Annotated in this window: 13 protein-coding genes and 2 rRNA genes; 12 read left to right on the top strand and 3 right to left on the bottom strand. The window is 54.4% G+C overall.

Going from position 1 to position 16,097, the window contains the following annotated elements; all coding sequences use genetic code 11:
• The first annotated feature begins 12 nt into the window (after positions 1-12).
• From ACP6EK_RS09860 to ACP6EK_RS09845, 4 genes are read left to right on the top strand one after another with little or no spacing between them, the layout of a single operon-like run.
• A complete protein-coding gene (locus ACP6EK_RS09860) occupies positions 13-510 on the top strand; it encodes a type IV pilus modification PilV family protein (RefSeq protein ID WP_438315952.1) in 498 nt (165 codons plus the stop codon).
• Positions 488-1,012 (top strand): competence type IV pilus minor pilin ComGF, encoded by a 525-nt coding sequence (locus ACP6EK_RS09855; RefSeq protein WP_438315949.1) that lies wholly within the window; start codon positions 488-490, stop codon positions 1,010-1,012. The genes ACP6EK_RS09860 and ACP6EK_RS09855 overlap by 23 nt, the downstream gene beginning before the upstream one ends.
• Positions 1,013-1,023: 11 nt before the next feature.
• Positions 1,024-2,217, top strand: coding sequence for a DUF7305 domain-containing protein (locus ACP6EK_RS09850; RefSeq protein ID WP_438315947.1), 1,194 nt, complete (start codon positions 1,024-1,026; stop codon positions 2,215-2,217).
• Between the two features lie 16 nt (positions 2,218-2,233).
• Positions 2,234-3,178 (top strand): beta-propeller fold lactonase family protein, encoded by a 945-nt coding sequence (locus ACP6EK_RS09845; protein ID WP_438315945.1) that lies wholly within the window; start codon positions 2,234-2,236, stop codon positions 3,176-3,178.
• Between the two features lie 25 nt (positions 3,179-3,203).
• Here ACP6EK_RS09845 and ACP6EK_RS09840 read toward each other — a convergent pair whose 3' ends face one another.
• Together ACP6EK_RS09840 and ACP6EK_RS09835 are read right to left on the bottom strand one after the other, a co-directional pair.
• Positions 3,204-4,016 carry an SAM hydrolase/SAM-dependent halogenase family protein gene (locus ACP6EK_RS09840; RefSeq protein WP_438315942.1) on the bottom strand — a complete coding sequence of 271 codons (813 nt, stop codon included), beginning with the start codon at positions 4,014-4,016 and terminating at the stop codon, positions 3,204-3,206.
• A gap of 4 nt (positions 4,017-4,020) precedes the next feature.
• Positions 4,021-5,205 carry an MFS transporter gene (locus ACP6EK_RS09835; protein ID WP_438315939.1) on the bottom strand — a complete coding sequence of 395 codons (1,185 nt, stop codon included), beginning with the start codon at positions 5,203-5,205 and terminating at the stop codon, positions 4,021-4,023.
• Positions 5,206-5,381: 176 nt separating this feature from the next.
• On the opposite strand from ACP6EK_RS09835, the gene ACP6EK_RS09830 reads away from it, so the two are divergent.
• From ACP6EK_RS09830 to ACP6EK_RS09795, 8 genes are all read left to right on the top strand, one after another.
• Positions 5,382-8,395, top strand: a 23S ribosomal RNA gene (locus tag ACP6EK_RS09830).
• 41 nt (positions 8,396-8,436) lie between these two features.
• Positions 8,437-8,553 (top strand): 5S ribosomal RNA (rrf, locus tag ACP6EK_RS09825).
• Positions 8,554-8,618: 65 nt separating this feature from the next.
• Positions 8,619-10,184, top strand: coding sequence for a murein biosynthesis integral membrane protein MurJ (gene murJ / locus ACP6EK_RS09820; RefSeq protein WP_438315936.1), 1,566 nt, complete (start codon positions 8,619-8,621; stop codon positions 10,182-10,184).
• Positions 10,185-10,189: 5 nt separating this feature from the next.
• Entirely contained in the window at positions 10,190-11,992 is a 1,803-nt protein-coding gene (lepA, locus tag ACP6EK_RS09815; protein ID WP_438315934.1) for a translation elongation factor 4, read from the top strand.
• A complete protein-coding gene (hemW, locus tag ACP6EK_RS09810) occupies positions 11,989-13,182 on the top strand; it encodes a radical SAM family heme chaperone HemW (RefSeq protein ID WP_438315931.1) in 1,194 nt (397 codons plus the stop codon). Before lepA ends, hemW begins: the two co-directional genes overlap by 4 nt.
• A 64-nt stretch (positions 13,183-13,246) precedes the next feature.
• The gene (locus ACP6EK_RS09805) at positions 13,247-13,933 is read left to right on the top strand and encodes a rhomboid family intramembrane serine protease (protein ID WP_438315928.1); all 687 of its coding nucleotides are present in this window, start codon (positions 13,247-13,249) and stop codon (positions 13,931-13,933) included.
• Between the two features lie 10 nt (positions 13,934-13,943).
• Positions 13,944-14,384: a CBS domain-containing protein gene (locus ACP6EK_RS09800; protein WP_438315925.1), complete on the top strand. Its 441-nt coding sequence runs from the start codon at positions 13,944-13,946 to the stop codon at positions 14,382-14,384.
• 16 nt (positions 14,385-14,400) lie between these two features.
• Positions 14,401-15,594 carry a phosphoglycerate kinase gene (locus ACP6EK_RS09795; RefSeq protein ID WP_438315923.1) on the top strand — a complete coding sequence of 398 codons (1,194 nt, stop codon included), beginning with the start codon at positions 14,401-14,403 and terminating at the stop codon, positions 15,592-15,594.
• Here ACP6EK_RS09795 and ACP6EK_RS09790 read toward each other — a convergent pair.
• On the bottom strand, positions 15,562-16,044 hold the full coding sequence (locus ACP6EK_RS09790) for a Mut7-C RNAse domain-containing protein (RefSeq protein WP_438315920.1): 483 nt from the start codon (positions 16,042-16,044) through the stop codon (positions 15,562-15,564). The two genes, ACP6EK_RS09795 and ACP6EK_RS09790, sit on opposite strands and share 33 nt — an antisense overlap.
• Between the last annotated feature and the right edge of the window lie 53 nt (positions 16,045-16,097).

Genomic DNA, 16,097 nt, shown 5'->3' with positions numbered 1-16,097 from the left:
TGGGAAATAGCGATGTTCTGTAAAGGCAGAGTGAACAAAATCTGGAAAGAAAAAGGTGCCACATTACTCGAAGTCGTTATGGCAGTCGTTATAGCAGGTTTTGGTGTTAGTGCTGTTTTAGGACTATTTGTAATGAACTTGCGTACAAGCGAAAGCAACCGCGAGTATGCTGCTTGTGTGCTGCTTGTTACCGACGTTATGGAGCGACTTCGAGCCATTCCCTGTGACCCGAGGTTAGGCAATAAAAACGTTCCAGGACTTCTTAGTGCTCTGGCCGTGAACAGCAAGGCCTTATCTTCTTTCTACGAATACCTTGATGTTGCTCCTCCAGCGTCTGTTCTTCAGGTTATACCTGAGGCCTTGTGGCACTCTACTTTGAATCTTGTCCCAGAGTCTTCAGAAATCTACGTTGTGGAGCTAAAGGTAGCCTGGAGAAAGAACATGAACCCGGTACGTTTTGGAACTCTGGTGGTTAAGGGAGGTATCAATGATCTCCTGCAGGCAGATTAAAAGTTACCAAGGTTTCACGCTTTTAGAAGTAACCATTACTGTAGGCATCCTTTCGTTCCTCCTTTTCATCGCGTATGCAACTATTTTCTCGCTTGGTTTTCGGATGCGTCTTGAACTTCTGGGGGGATACCTCGCCCCGGGTAGCAAGAGTCAGGTGAATCAGCAGATCCTCATCAGCCAGGTAAATCGCTTTTTCTTGGAAGCTGCTCGGAGTATTCGCAGTGCTAAACAAATAAATACAAGCTCTTCTCGAGTCATAATTGTTGAGAACTCAGGCTCAATTGTAGAATATTCCCTCAAGGAATATTCTACCGATGGGAAGGTCATGAAGACCATAGTGCGCTCCAAGAACGGTCAAGGGGAACGAGTCATAGTTCAAGGTATAGAGGACTTCAAAATCAAAAAATCCTCAAACCTGGTGACCATCGAAATTAGAGCAGTGGTAGCGGGGAAAGAGCAGATTTTTCAGACTTCCCTCTTCAAAAGGAGTCCTTCTAAGTAGGTGTAAAGCGTTTGGAGGGGATAGAAATGCTGAAGGGGGACAAAGGTTCAGTACTGCTTATCACCATCGTGGTAGTATTAGCTTTGGCAACAGTTCTTACAGCCGCGTCGTTTCTTTTCATTGGTGGTACTCAGGAAGCCCGTCTAAATATAGCTTCTGCACAGGCCCATTACCTTGCTGAAGCCGGCATAGAGTATGCCATAAAGCAACTTATCCAAAATTGGAACTGGTCTCCTCCTGCTAGTCCTATCTCTTTCCCTCCTAATTCTGCTCCTCTTGGTACTTTTAAAGTTTCCGTCTCTTCAAATTCCCAAACAGGGCGGACCATTCAAAGTACGGGTACTGTGACCATTGGACGCAAAAGTATAGAAAGAACCATTACAGTTGATGTACAAAGAACCGGTTTTCCACCAATCTTTAATAACGCTTTGGCTTCAAACACGGATATCGATTTAACCGGGAACTCAAGGATTTATAGTTCTAACGAAAGAAAAGCAAAAGGGAATGTCTACGGACACGGGAGAATTTCCCTTAAAGGCAACGTCGAAGTCACTGGTTCGGTATCTTCGGCTCTCGAGAATGGTGTTACCGTCAGGGGGAATGTCGAAGTAGGAGAGGGAATCTTTGCTGGCCCTCAGTACTTCCAGGAGATTCCAACTGTAGAGGAACCTCTTAGGCAGTCCTGGGAGGACAAGGCCAAAACCGGAACGATTTACTCGAGTGGCCTTTCTTACTCCGGGAACGTTAGTGTGAACCTTGGTAATGCGTATATCAACGGTGACCTCACCATAACAGGCAATGCAAGTATATCGCTTGCAGATAATGCCATTGTTTATGTTAAGGGGAAGGTGAAGATAACCGGCAATACTTCTATAAGAGGGCAAGGTATTATCGTTTCAGAGGGGGTTATCGATGTTACTGGCAACATGTCTCATCAATTGGATCAACCAGCCAGTATCGCTTTTGTTTCTCTTAGTAGTGGTGAGTCTAAGATTACTGGTAATGGAGAGGTAACGGGGGTGTTTTTTGTGCCCCAGGGAACACTTAAAATAGCGGGAAATTCTTGTATTTTTGGAGCAGCTGTGGCTTATAGGATAGACTTTACCGGAAACGCGGAAATTAAGTACAACGCCGACTTAGTGGACAGCAACATCGCGTGGGATCCCTTAAGGGCGTTGAGAGTTAACAAATGGGATGAAACTTAAAGGGGGAGGGATGGCTATGCAGAGGTACGTGAGGTTATGGGGAGTAATAGCGCTGCTTCTGGTAGGTCTAAATCACGCTGAGGCTTTCGCTTTGGCTTTTCCCTCGGGAGGACGTAGTCCCTGGGGAATGGCAGTAATTCCTGGTCAACAAAGTGTTGTTGTAGCGAATACGGCTTCGAATGAGATTGCTCTTATAGATTTAGCAAGTGGTGCAACAACAAGGATTGCTGTTGGACAGGGGCCTAAAAGCCTTGTTCTCTCCGGGGACGGTTCGACCTGCTATGTGGTCAACTCTCAATCAAATGATGTTTCGGTTGTGGATTTATCAAACAGGGTAGAAAGGGAACGAATTGCTACTGGTGAATTACCCCAAGATGTAGCAATTACGCCTGATAACCGGTTTTTGTTGGTTACCAATTGGGTACCGAATAGCGTTTCGTTGATAGATTTGGACCAAAAAGCAGAAATTCGGAAAATCCCGACAGGTCTTTCTCCCTCCGGGATTGCTATTACTCCTGAGGGTACCAGGGCATTAGTAGTAAACTACGATTCCAACGATGTATCAGTGATTGACCTTTCTACTGGGAAGGAAATGAAGAGGATCAGGGTGGGAGAGAAGCCTTGGGATATAGCCCTCACTCCCCAGGGGAACTGTGCTGTTATAGTGAACACGAGGTCCAACAGTGTTTCTCTTCTTCACGTGGATACCCTTCAAATCATTGGAGAAATTACTGTTGGAGAATGGCCTTGGTATGTAGCGATTTCTCCAGATGGAGCTTGGGCTTACGTTACCAATAATGCTGGCCGGAGTGTCTCTGTCGTCGATCTTACTTCAAAGAAGGTTGTTAAAACCATTGACTTGGGTTTTAAGCCCTGGACAGTTGCTCTTTCTCAAGATGCTACCCAGATCCTCGTAGTCAACAATGACGAGGAAAGCATTGTTGCGGTAAATTTGGACTGAGCTGAAAAAATTGGGGGAGAAGTGCTTATGATACTTCTCCCCATCTGTGGCAGAGAACCGCTATTCTTTCCCCACCCTGTAATTTCAATTTCTCCCTCGCGTTCCCCTGGTTCACGGCAATCTCAAGAAATCCAGAGCTATCGGTGTGGATGAGGAGTTCTCCTTCGGCGACATCCCCATAAGTGCGGCAGTAAGTGGCAACGAATTCCCCTCCATCTTTCTTTATCGTCACCGTACTGAAAAACTTTAGGTCCTTGAGGAGTATTCCCGGAATATTGGTCTCCACGTTCCCGAAGCGGTCGAAGAACGCAACCTCTCCGATGATTTCTCCGTTCTCCTTCCGGGCTTTTTCGTAAGGGAGAAGGACCAGGCCCTCAAGCCGCCTTCCAAAGGCGCTCAGGTCCACGCCTTTTGCAAGGTACGCGCTCACCGGGGCGAAGATGTCTCTTCCGTGGAATGAGGAAGAGGGAATGGGTTTGTAGAAGTACTCAGGATTTTCGAGTTCCACGATGCGGAGAATTTTGTCTTCCTCCGCCACCAAGGTGAAGAGCCCGTTGTCCGGTCCCACGAAGAAATACCCGCTTTCCGTTTCAAAGGCGATGGCCTTTCTTTCGGTTCCTACCCCGTAGTCCACAACGGCCATGAAGACCGTTCCCGGGGGGAAATCCTGGTAGGCCCGGACAAGCACGTGCATGGCCTCTCGAACGTTGAAGGGTTCGACTTCATGGGTGAGGTCGATGACTTCCACCTCGGGAGCAACCTTTTTGATGACCCCCTTCACTACTCCCTGGTAGTAACTTTTTGTCCCCCAGTCGGTAAGAAGGACCACGAGCTTCATGTGCTCACCTCAGCGCAAAAGCAAGAAGGAGCGCGGCCAGGAGGCTCATGCTTCCGCCAAAAAGAAAGGGTGCCTGAGGCCCGAAGGCGCTCCACAGCGTCCCGGCAGCAAAAGAGGCAGGGAAGAGCCCGATACCAAGGAGTGTGGCGTGGAGCCCGAGAACGGTTGCCCGGGTGTCTTCCGGAGCAAGATCGGCAACGAGGGCTTTCGCCACACCCTCGGTCATACCGCTATAGCACCCATAGGGGAGCATGGCCCAGACGATGGTATGCGGGAGAAACCCGATGAGGTAGTAGGAGAGGGCGTACAGGAAGAACCCTCCCGCAAGCACCCACTTTCTCCCCAGGCGGTCTGAGAGTACCCCTGCGGGGTACGAGGTGAGGGTGTAGACAATGTTGTAGAGGAGGTAGAGCAGAGTCACAGAAGCAGGGGAAAAGCCGATGTCCTTTTCCGCAGCCCTGAGGAGAATGAACTGGTTGGAGGAGTTTCCCAGGGTGAAGATGAGAGTGGCCAGGAGGAAAATCTTCAACCGCAGGTCCAGGTCTCTCCAGAGGGCAAAACGCAGCGGGCGAGAAGACCGGATTCCCTTTCCTGTTTCTGTGCTCAGGAAAAGCACAAGGACCCCGAGAACAGCCGGAACGAGGCTTACGAGGATGATGAAGCGGAAGGTGGGAATGTACCGGGAAAGGTCCGGGGCTGGAGTTCCCCTCTGGAATCGGGAAAGCAGAAGATAGGTGACGATGATGCCCAGTGTGGCTCCCAGGGTATCAAGAGTCCGGTGGAGACCAAAGGACCTCCCCTGGGTATCCTGGGTTGCGGATTCTGCAATCATGGCGTCCCGTGGGGCGGTACGAATGCCCTTGCCGAAGCGGTCCACAACGCGCCCGGCAAAAACCATCGGCCACCCCGAAGCAAGGAAGAAGAGGGCCTTCCCGAAAGTTGAGAGGGCATAGCCAGATATTGCCAGGGGTTTTCTCTTTCCTACCCGGTCGGCCAAAGCCCCCGAGAAGACCCGAAGGAGCGAGGCCAGCGACTCGGCCACTCCCTCAATAGCGCCAAGGGCAAACACTCCTCCTCCCAGGGCCCGGAGGTACAGGGCGATGACGGGATAGACCATTTCGCTGCTCACATCGGTGAAGAGTGAGGCCAGCCCCGTGATGAGGATATTGCGGTGGGGTTTCCCGGCCATGTTCCTTCCTCCTTTTCTCGGGAAAGGGTCTCTGCAGGAAGTGTACCACAAAATTTCTCTCTCACCCCTTGCAAAAGAACAGGAAACCGAGTAAAATACCACTTGCCCTGTTGGGCAAGCACCTTGACAAGTGAATACTGTCTGGGGAAAGCATCCTGCCAGAGTGCAAGGTTTGCGGTCAAGTTACAAAGGGCACACGGTGGATGCCTTGGCGCCAGGAGGCGATGAAGGGCGTGGCGAACTGCGATAAGCCCCGGGTAGCTGTAAGCAAGCGATGATCCGGGGATTCCCGAATGGGGCAACCCACTGGGGCAAACCCCCAGTATCCTCCGCAAGGAGGAGGCGAACCGGGGGAACTGAAACATCTCAGTACCCCGAGGAAAAGAAAGCAACAGCGATTCCCCAAGTAGCGGCGAGCGAACGGGGAAGAGCCCAAACCCAGAGAGTGCCAAAGCCCCTGGGCGTTGCTCTCTGGGGGTAGCGGGACGGAGAAGGGCCAAGCCAGGGTGCGGCCAGAGAGTGACAAAGAAGCGTCCGAGCCGAAGAGGACTGGAAAGCCTCGCCAGAGAGGGTGAGAGCCCCGTAGGCGAAGGACGGCTTCCTCTCGGTTCTCCGCTCCCAAGTACCACGGTCCACGCGGAATTCCGTGGGAATCCGGGAGGACCACCTCCTAAGGCTAAATACTCCCTGGCGACCGATAGTGCACCAGTACCGTGAGGGAAAGGTGAAAAGAACCCCGGAAGGGGAGTGAAAGAGAACCTGAAACCGTGTGTCCACAATACGTGGAAGGACCATGGAGGAGACGTAGTCTCCTCCGGTTCGACTGCGTGCCTTTTGGAGAATGAGCCGGCGAGTTACGGAGGCTGGCAAGGCTAAGCACCTAAGGTGCGGAGCCGGAGGGAAACCGAGTCCGAACAGGGCGCAGAGTCAGTCTCCGTAGACCCGAAGCCAGGTGATCTACCCATGGCCAGGGTGAAGTGGGGATAACACCTCATGGAGGCCCGAACCGGTGTGGGTTGCAAACCGCTCGGATGAGCTGTGGGTAGGGGTGAAAGGCCAATCAAACCTGGAGATAGCTGGTTCTCCCCGAAATAGCTTGAGGGCTAGCCTCCGGTGGTGAGGAGAGGGGGTAGAGCACTGGATGGGCTAGGGGGCTTACCCGCCTACCAAACCCAACCAAACTCCGAATACCTCTCCTTGGAGCCGGGGAGTCAGACCGCGGGGGATAAGCTCCGTGGTCAAAAGGGGAACAGCCCAGACCGCCAGCTAAGGCCCCCAAATGCAGGCTCAGTGGGAAAGGTGGTGGCGTTGCTGAGACAGCCAGGAGGTTGGCTTAGAAGCAGCCATCCTTTAAAAAGTGCGTAATAGCTTACTGGTCTAGCGACGCTGCGCCGAAAAATTCTCGGGGCTCAAGCCTGCTGCCGAAGCTGCGGAATCAGGGTGACACCGTCGCCCTGGTTGGTAGGGGAGCGTTGGGTAGGCCGTTGAAGCGGGACCGTGAGGACCCGTGGAGGTATCCCAAGTGAGAATGCCGGCATGAGTAGCGATAAAGAGGGTGAGAATCCCTCTCGCCGTAAGCCTAAGGTTTCCTGAGGAAGGTTCGTCCTCTCAGGGTAAGTCGGATCCTAAGCCGAGGCCGAAAGGCGTAGGTGATGGGCAGCCGGTTGATATTCCGGCACTACCTGCCACCGTTTGAGGATGGGGGGACGCAGGAGGGTAGGCGAGCAGCCTGGAGGAATAGGCTGTCTAAGCCCGTAGGCGGAGGGAGGAGGCAAATCCCTTCCCTCGCAAACGCCGAGAGGTGATGGGGAGCCCCTACGGGGGCGAACTCGCCAATCCCCCACTGCCGAGAAAAGCCTCTCACGATGGGCGGCAGGTATCCGTACCGCAAACCGACACTGGTAGGTGGGATGAGTATTCCAAGGCGCGCGAGTGATCCCCCGTTAAGGAACTCGGCAATCTGACCCCGTAACTTCGGGAGAAGGGGTGCCCCGCTAAGGTGAGAAGCCCTGCGCTTCGAGCCTGAGGGGGTCGCAGGAAATCGGCCCTGGCGACTGTTTACTAAAAACACAGGGCTCTGCTAAGCCGTAAGGCGACGTATAGGGCCTGACGCCTGCCCAGTGCTGGAAGGTTAAGGGGAGGGGTTAGCCTGATTTCCTCAGGCGAAGCTCCAAACCGAAGCCCCAGTAAACGGCGGCCGTAACTATAACGGTCCTAAGGTAGCGAAATTCCTTGTCGGGTAAGTTCCGACCCGCATGAATGGCGTAACGACTGGGGCGCTGTCTCGACGGGGGGCTCGGCGAAGTTTCAATGCAAGTGCAGATGCTTGCTACCCGCGACTAGACGGAAAGACCCCGTGAACCTTTACTGCAACCTGATATTGCATCCGGGTGTGTCTTGTGCAGGATAGGTGGGAGGCGGAGAAGTGGGGGCGCCAGCTCCCATGGAGCCACCCTTGAGATACCACCCTTGACATATCCAGATGCTCACCTGCGGGAGTCACCCTCCCGAGGGACAGTGTCAGGCGGGCAGTTTGACTGGGGCGGTCGCCTCCTAAAAGGTAACGGAGGCGCCCTAAGGTTCCCTCAGCACGATTGGAAACCGTGTGGTGAGTGTAAGGGCAGAAGGGAGCCTGACTGCGAGAGGGACGCCTCGAGCAGGGACGAAAGTCGGGCCTAGTGATCCGGTGGTGCCGTGTGGAAGGGCCATCGCTCAACGGATAAAAGGTACTCCGGGGATAACAGGCTGGTCTCCCCCAAGAGTCCACATCGACGGGGAGGATCGGCACCTCGATGTCGGCTCGTCGCATCCTGGGGCTGGAGCAGGTCCCAAGGGTTGGGCTGTTCGCCCATTAAAGCGGTACGCGAGCTGGGTTTAGAACGTCGTGAGACAGTTCGGTCCCTATCTGTCGCGGGCGCAGGATACCTGAGGGGAGCTGTCCCTAGTACGAGAGGACCGGGATGGACGGACCTCCAGTGTTCCAGTTGTCCTGCCAGGGGCATCGCTGGGTAGCTGTGTCCGGAAGGGATAAGCGCTGAAAGCATCTAAGCGCGAAGCCCACCCCAAGATGAGGTATCCCACTGGGTCAACCAGGTAAGACCCCGGGAAGATGACCCGGTTGATAGGCCCCAGGTGGAAGGGTGGCAACACCTTGAGCCGAGGGGTACTAATCGGTCGAGGACTTGACCGCAAAGGCTTCATCGCAGGATGCTTCCCCAGGGAGAAAGGTCTCCCGGTGGCCATAGCGGAGGGGAAACACCCGGAACCATTCCGAACCCGGAAGTTAAGCCCTCCAGCGCCGATGATACTGCCTGGGGAACTGGGCGGGAAAGTAGGACGCTGCCGGGAGTAAAAGGCCGGAGAGCAATCTCCGGCCTTTTTTGTATTCATCGCCATTTTTTCAGGAGAGAAGTATGAAGGAGACAACGCTTTTCAAAAACACGGTGGTCATCGGCCTTGGCACTCTGCTGTCAAGAATTTCAGGGCTTTTGCGGGAAATCCTTATTTCCTCCTTTTTCGGAGCCACCTGGGTGACCGATGCGTTCCTTATCGCCTATACCATACCGAATCTCCTGCGAAGGCTTTTCGCCGAAGGAGCGTTGAGCACTTCTGTGGTGCCGGTTTTTTCCCGGTACTTCGTTGCCTCTTCCTCTTTAGAGGAAGAACCTCAGGACTTCGTCTCTTCAGTATTCAGTGGCTTCACCTTCGTTGTCGCCCTGGTGTGTGTTCTGGGCATGGTTTTCTCCTCTTCGATTGTCCACCTTGTGGCCTTCGGTTTCCGGGGTGAACCGACCAAAATCCTTTTCACCATCCGTTCAACACAAATAATGTTCCCCTTTTTGCTGCTCATTTCCTGGTCCGCGCTGCTTATGGGGTTTCTGAACACCCTGCACATCTTCAGCTGGTCAGCAGTGGCCCCCTTTTTCTTCAACCTGGGAACCATTGTGAGCATTCTGGCTTTCCGGCGCGTTTTTGGTCCCTACGTACTTGCCTTTGGGGTCGTTCTTGGAGGGCTTTGGCAGTTCCTCTTCCAGATTCCACCACTCCGGCAGAAGGGCTTTACCCTCAGGATACGGTGGCGCTTCTTTCGCGATCCGGGGTTCCAGGAAGTGCTCAAGCTTATGCTTCCTGTCACCTTTGCCCTTGCCGTTTCTCAAGTGAATACCCTTGTGGACCGGATTGTGGCCTCTCTCTGCAGAGAAGGGGCGGTTTCTGCCCTGTACTTTTCGGACCGTCTCATGGAGTTTCCCCTGGGAGTGTTTGGAGTGGCCCTCTCGGTTGCCGTTCTGCCTGCCCTCTCGCAGAATGTGTGGATGGAGAAGATGGAGGAATGGCAGAGAACGCTCTGGCAGGGGATACGGTGGGTGCTCTTTTTCATGCTCCCCGCGGTGGTTTTCCTCATGGTTTTTCCTTTGTCTCTGGTGAACCTGGTGTACCGGCGAGGGGTGTTCGACCATCTGGCAGCGGAGATGACGGCGGCGGCACTTTTCTTCTACGCTCCTGGCCTACTCTTTTTCGCCCTCAACCATCTTCTGACCCGTGCCTTTTACTCCCTCCGCGATACCAGAACCCCTGTAAAGATCGGCCTTTTGAGCGTGCTGCTTAATGTTGTCCTGGATCTGGGGCTCGTGCGATTCCTCGATTTTCGGGGAGTTGCCCTGGCTACGTCCTTTTCGGCTTTCTTTCAGTTCACACTCCTTGTATACTTTTTACGGCAGAAGACAGGAGTCGAAGTGTTCTTGCATTTCCCCCGGGGCTGGCTCTGGAAAGTGGGGGTACAGCTTGGGGTGTTCGTCCTGGGCTGCGTGTGTGTCGCCAGAACCACGATGCGCAGTCCTCTGTGGGAATTTGCTCTCGGGGCATTCTTTCTCTGGGTTCTGTACCTTGTTCTGCCCTTCCTTTTGAGGATGGATGAGCGGAAGGTGCTTCTGACCATGTTTGGAGATGTTCGCAGAGTCTTCCGACAGCTCGGAGGGTAAAGGCGGTGGACAGGAAGTACATCCGGAACTTCTGCATCATCGCTCATATCGATCACGGGAAGTCCACGCTGGCTGACCGGATTCTCGAGCTCTGTAACGCTGTGCCACGAGAACGCATGCGGGAGCAGTTTCTTGACCGCATGGACCTCGAGCGGGAGCGGGGTATCACCATTAAGGCCAAGGCGGTGCGGCTCCGGTATGTTTCCCGGAGCAAGGGACAGGAATACCTCTTCCACCTCATCGATACCCCGGGGCACGCCGATTTCAGCTACGAGGTTTCAAGGAGCCTTGCGGCCTGTGAAGGGGCGATTCTCCTTGTCGATGCCTCCCAGGGGGTTGAGGCGCAGACCCTGGCTCACGCCCGCCTTGCCCTGGAACAGGGACTCACCATCCTCCCGGTCATTAACAAAATCGACCTCCCCTCTGCTGACCCTGAGCGGGCCATGCGGGAGGTTGAGGCTCTCCTTGGGCTGGAGCATCTCCCCTTTACCCTTGTGAGCGCCAAGCACGGTGTGGGGGTGGAAGAACTGCTGGAGCGGGTTATCGAGCTTATCCCTCCTCCGTGGGGAAGCGAAGAAGAGCCGCTTCGGGCCCTCATTTTCGATTCCACCTATGACCCGTACCGGGGTGTCCTGCCCTTCGTGCGGGTTGTTGATGGTGAGATACGGAAGGGCACAAGGATTCGCATGTTCTCTACGGGGAAGGAGTTTGAGGTGACGGGTGTTGGCGTGTTCACTCCCGACATGCAGGAAGTCGAATCTCTTGGTCCGGGAGAGGTTGGGTACATCGCCTGCAACATGAAGAACATCCAGGATAGCAGGGTTGGTGACACCATCACCTCGGCAACCCGACCAGCTCCCCAGCCGATTCCAGGGTACAGGAAAGTGAAACCCATGGTGTTTTGCAGCTTCTACCCCGTGGAGTACGAGAGCTACGAAAACCTGAAGGAAGCCTTAGAGAAGCTCCAGCTCAACGACGCATCGCTGGTCTTTGAACCGGACTTCTCGGAGGCTCTGGGTTTCGGATTCCGCTGCGGGTTTCTGGGGCTCCTCCACATGGAGATTGTGCAGGAGCGGATTGAACGGGAGTTCGGTATAGAGGTTGTGGCCACGGCACCCCATGTGGTGTACCAGGTGCTGACGAAAAGGGGAGAGGTGCTTGAGGTTCGTTCCCCGAAGGATTTCCCCTCCCCCGGGGAAATCGAGATGGCCGAAGAACCCTACATCACGGCAAAGATTGTCGTGCCCTCACAGTACATCGGCGGCGTCATGGAGCTCTGTCAGTCCCGGAGAGGAGTGTTTAGGGACATGCTGTTCCTCGATGAGAGAACCGTGCTCCTCACCTACGAGCTCCCCATGGCCGAGATTCTCCTTGATTTCTACGACCGCCTGAAAGCGGTGAGCCGGGGCTATGCGAGTTTTGACTACGAGTTTGCCGGGTACCGCCCGGCTGATCTTGTGCGGGTGGACATTCTGGTCAACCGAGAACGGGTTGACGGGCTCTCGTTCATCTCCTGTCAGGAGAACGCGTATTACCGCGCCCGGGAACTTGTGGGAAAACTCAAGGAGATTATCCCGCGCCAGCTCTTTGTGGTGTCGATTCAGGCTGCCATTGGTGGAAGGGTCATCGCAAGGGAAGATATTCCGGCTCTCCGAAAGGATGTGCTCCAGAAGTGTTACGGTGGGGACGTCACGCGGAAACGGAAGCTCCTTGAAAAGCAGAAGGAAGGGAAAAAGCGGATGAAGGCCATCGGGAAGGTCCGTATTCCTCAGGAAGCCTTTCTTGCGGTTCTCAAGACGGGTTCATGAAGGAACTCGGTCTCTATGTCCACATCCCCTTCTGCCTCCGAAAATGTTCATACTGTGACTTCGTTTCCTATCCCTTCAGGGGGGAGGGAGAAGAGTTCTTCTCCCTTCTCTGTGAGGAACTCTGGCTTAAGGTCCACGCCCTCCGGCTTGAAGGGAGAAAAGTTTGCAGCGTCTACTTCGGCGGAGGAACTCCGTCGATTCTCGCCCCATCGCTTTTTGGAGATTTCCTCAGAAAACTCCGGTCGTACTTTGCTCTCTCCTTCCCGCTTGAGGTCACCCTTGAGGTGAATCCCGAAACCGTTACCGAAACGCGGCTTCTTGAGTGGAGGGAAGCCGGAATCCTGCGCCTGAGCCTCGGTGTGCAGTCCTTTGCCCCCCGGTATCTCTTCCTCCTCGGTCGGTCCGCGTCCCCAGAAACTCTGCACAGGGCACTCCAGAAGGTTGTGGCAAGCGGGTGGGAGAACTGGAACATCGACCTCATCTATGGCCTTCCTCTCCAGGACTTTGATAGCTGGGGAGAGGACCTCTCGGAGGCCCTCCGGTATGCCCCACCCCATATCTCTGTGTACAACCTGACCCTGAGTCCTGTGGTCCCCCTTTTCTCTTTTTTCCGTCGCCATTGCCGTCTTTTCCCTCCTTGTGACAAGCAGGCTTACCTTTTTCGATTTGCCGAAGAACAGCTCGCTGCAGCAGGGTACGTTCACTATGAAGTTTCGAATTTCGCCCGCCCGGGATATGAGTGCCAGCATAACCTCTTGTACTGGAAGAACGGAGAGTACCTGGGACTTGGGCCTTCGAGCTGGTCGCACGTTGGAGGGAAGAGGCAGAAGAATGCCGAAACCCTCCGGGGATACCGGAAGGCTCTTAAGGATGGGAGATGCCCCATCGTCTTTGAAGAAGAACTCTCTCAGGAGGAAAAGATTTTTGAGGATTTTCTCCTTCTTCTTCGAACACGCCAGGGTATTCCTCTTTCTCTTGTGTATTCCTTCAGGAATCAGGATTTGCTGAACCTCCTTTCGGCTTTTGTGGCTGAAGGACTTCTCCTTGAGGAGGATGGGCGACTGTACCCTTCGTCCTCGGGATTTCTGCTTTTGCACCAGATGCTTGCAGAGGTTTTCGCTCGCAGAGCGGCCTCTCCTCTACAGGATTTGCTGCACGGGGGAAAGCGCCGGCACTCCTCAGCAAAGTAACCCCGAGCTTCAGGGAAGTCTGAAGCTGCTTGACTTTGTGTGGAGAGTGCACTATTTTTAAGCCATGATTCCGATTCGCGATGAGCTGCCGACCCGCCGCTTCCCGGTGGTGACGGTGGCACTTATTCTGGTGAATACAGCGGTGTTCCTCTACGAGGTGAGCCTTGGGCCTGCCCGGGAGTTGTTCTTCTTCCAGGCAGGCCTGGTCCCCGCGTTCCTCTGGGGAAAGACCCAGCTCCTCCACGGGTTTTCCGTTCCTCCCCTCCTCACCCTTCTGACCTCCATCTTCCTCCACGGGAGTTTCTTCCACCTTCTCTCTAACATGTGGTATCTTTGGATTTTTGGCAACAACGTGGAGGACTTCCTCGGCCGGTGGCAGTTCTTCCTCTTCTACCTTGGATGTGGCTTTGCAGCTGGTCTTTCGCATGCTCTTGCCTTCCCCTCTTCTCTTCTGCCCACGGTCGGGGCAAGTGGGGCCATCGCCGGTGTGATGGGTGGGTACTTTCTCCTTTTCCCACGAGCTCGGATTCTCACCGTGGTGTTCTGGGGTTTCTTCGTTCAGTTCCTCTATGTCCCTGCGGTGGTTTTCCTGGGGTTCTGGATGCTCCTTCAGATGTTCTATGCTATAGTTTCTCTGGGGTTTCCTGGCTACGGGGGCATTGCCTGGTTTGCTCACGTCAGCGGGTTTGTAACTGGAGCATTGTGGTGTAAAATTATAGCCTCAAGGACGTATCGGAGGATATACTGGTAGCCGAGGGGGAATGGCAGTGCTGGTAGAAGAAATCATGCTCTCTGAAGTTCCCACGGTTAGCGATTTCGACACTGTGGGTGATGTCATACAATTCATGATTCGACGAAAGGTCAGCGGTGTCCCTGTGGTGGACCTTGAACAGAGGCTCATCGGGTACTTTTCGGCTCAGACGTTCTTTCAGCAGCTCCTTGAGGAAGCCCAGAAGGAAGCTCCTCTTTTTGGGAACCTTATGAGCGCCATCCGGGAAAAGCTCCGGGAGTTTGCCAGACGGGAAGTATCTGAATTCATGACCGAAGACGTGGATTACCTTGCCGCAGAGGATGACGTTGAGGACGCTCTGGAACTTTTGCAGACAACAGGCTTTGACCTTATCCCCGTGGTGAAGGAGGGACGGGTGGTAGGTGTAGTGAATCGAGTCCGGGTGCTTCAGGCGTTCCTTGAAACCAAGTGAATGGAGGTGGCGAAGGGTGAATAAAAAGACCATACGGGATATTCCGGAAGGAGAGCTGCGAGGAAAGAGGGTTCTGGTACGGGTGGATTTCAACGTGCCCCTTGATGAAAACCGCAACATCACCGATGACACGAGAATTGTGGAGAGCCTGCCCACCATTAAGTACCTCGTCGAGCGTGGAGCAAAGGTCATCCTCGTTTCCCATCTTGGCCGGCCAAAAGGGAAACCCAAAGACGAGCTCCGGATGGATCCCATTGCCCGGCGTCTTGAAGAGCTTCTGGGTCGGAAGGTCGTCAAGGTCGACGACTGCATTGGGGAAGAGGTCAAGCGGGCGGTGGCCCAGCTCAAAGACGGGGACGTGCTGCTTCTTGAGAACATTCGGTTCTATCCCGAGGAGGAGGCCAACGACGAGAACTTTGCCCGGGCCCTGGCAGAACTCGCCGATATCTACGTGAACGACGCTTTTGGGGCAGCCCACCGAGCTCATGCCTCAACAGCTGGAGTGGCGCGTTTCCTCCCGGCTTACGCCGGATTCCTTATGGAGAAAGAGCTCGAGGCCTTGGGGGAGAAGCTCAATAATCCCGTTCGTCCCTTCCTTGCCATCCTTGGAGGAGCAAAGGTCTCAAGCAAAATCGGGGTCCTGCGAAAGCTCCTTGAAAAGGTGGATGTCCTCCTTGTGGGAGGGGGTATGTCCTACACCTTCATCAAGGCCATGGGGTATGAGGTTGGGAAATCCCTTCTTGAAGAGGCGATGATTGAAGAAGCTCGGGGGATTCTTGAGGCTGCAAAAGCCCGGGGTGTGCGGTTTGAGCTCCCCGAGGATTTTGTGGTTGCTCCGGAGGGTAAAGAGGGAGTGGAAACGAAAATCGTCGACTGGGACAAAATCCCCCCGGACATGGGTGGGTACGACATTGGTCCGAAAACCGTGGAGAAATTTGGACGGTACATTCGGGAGGCCAGGACCATCTTCTGGAATGGTCCCCTGGGTCTTTTTGAGGTTGACCTCTTTGCCCGGGGAACCATAGAAATTGCCAGGAAAGTCGCAGAAAGCGGGGCCGTTGTGGTTGTGGGCGGTGGTGACACTGTAGCGGCCATAAAAAAGGCCGGTGTGGAGGACAAAATCACCCACATTTCCACCGGTGGAGGGGCCTCTCTGGAGTTTGTTGAGGGCCGTCCTCTACCTGGAGTTGAGGTCCTCCTGGATAAATGAGGGAGACTCTCCCAGGAACTCCTGGCAGAGCCTGTGTATGCTCTGCCAGTGAGTTCCTGGCCAGAAGGTTCTCTGGCAGGAGGGACAGCGCCTGAAAGTTGTGAAGCTCAGGGCGACGAAAAGGGGGAGGCTCTTTCTGGCTTCCTCGGGAGGGATTTCCTCAAGGGTTTTGTTGCAGAAGGGACAGCGAGGGGGGAGGGAGAAGGATAACCCGAAGGCTTGCTTGAGCTCAAGGAGCTGTTCAGGGAGGGTGTTCGCTTTCACGTAGTATGCCGACTCTTTTCCAGAAGCGGCAAGGGCTCTGTCTTTCGTGAGGAGGATCCTTCCTTCCAGGCGGGCAATGGCGAGGAGCTTTCTGTCCTCCATGTTGCGGAAGTAGGTGACGTCGTAGCCCAGGATTCGTAACCACCGTGTGAGTTTCCCCAGCATGCAGTCCGCAAGAAAGCGCACCGTTTCCACAAGCCCATTGTACCATAGGGAGCGGGAAGAATAAGGAGGTTTTG

Origin of the sequence: Candidatus Caldatribacterium sp. SIUC1 (assembly GCF_051549785.1) — a bacterium.
Taxonomy (GTDB): domain Bacteria; phylum Atribacterota; class Atribacteria; order Atribacterales; family Caldatribacteriaceae; genus Caldatribacterium.
This window is presented reverse-complemented; position numbering and strand designations above follow the sequence as displayed.

Bases quoted from the DNA above. Each gene is read 5' to 3' on its own strand.
- ACP6EK_RS09860 (WP_438315952.1), top strand. From the start codon at position 13: ATGTTCTGTAAAGGCAGAGTGAACAAAATCTGGAAAGAAAAAGGTGCC.
- ACP6EK_RS09855 (WP_438315949.1), top strand. From the start codon at position 488: ATGATCTCCTGCAGGCAGATTAAAAGTTACCAAGGTTTCACGCTTTTA.
- ACP6EK_RS09845 (WP_438315945.1), top strand. From the start codon at position 2,234: ATGCAGAGGTACGTGAGGTTATGGGGAGTAATAGCGCTGCTTCTGGTA.
- ACP6EK_RS09840 (WP_438315942.1), bottom strand. From the start codon at position 4,016: ATGAAGCTCGTGGTCCTTCTTACCGACTGGGGGACAAAAAGTTACTAC.
- ACP6EK_RS09835 (WP_438315939.1), bottom strand. From the start codon at position 5,205: ATGGCCGGGAAACCCCACCGCAATATCCTCATCACGGGGCTGGCCTCA.
- murJ (WP_438315936.1), top strand. From the start codon at position 8,619: ATGAAGGAGACAACGCTTTTCAAAAACACGGTGGTCATCGGCCTTGGC.
- hemW (WP_438315931.1), top strand. From the start codon at position 11,989: ATGAAGGAACTCGGTCTCTATGTCCACATCCCCTTCTGCCTCCGAAAA.
- ACP6EK_RS09805 (WP_438315928.1), top strand. From the start codon at position 13,247: ATGATTCCGATTCGCGATGAGCTGCCGACCCGCCGCTTCCCGGTGGTG.
- ACP6EK_RS09800 (WP_438315925.1), top strand. From the start codon at position 13,944: ATGGCAGTGCTGGTAGAAGAAATCATGCTCTCTGAAGTTCCCACGGTT.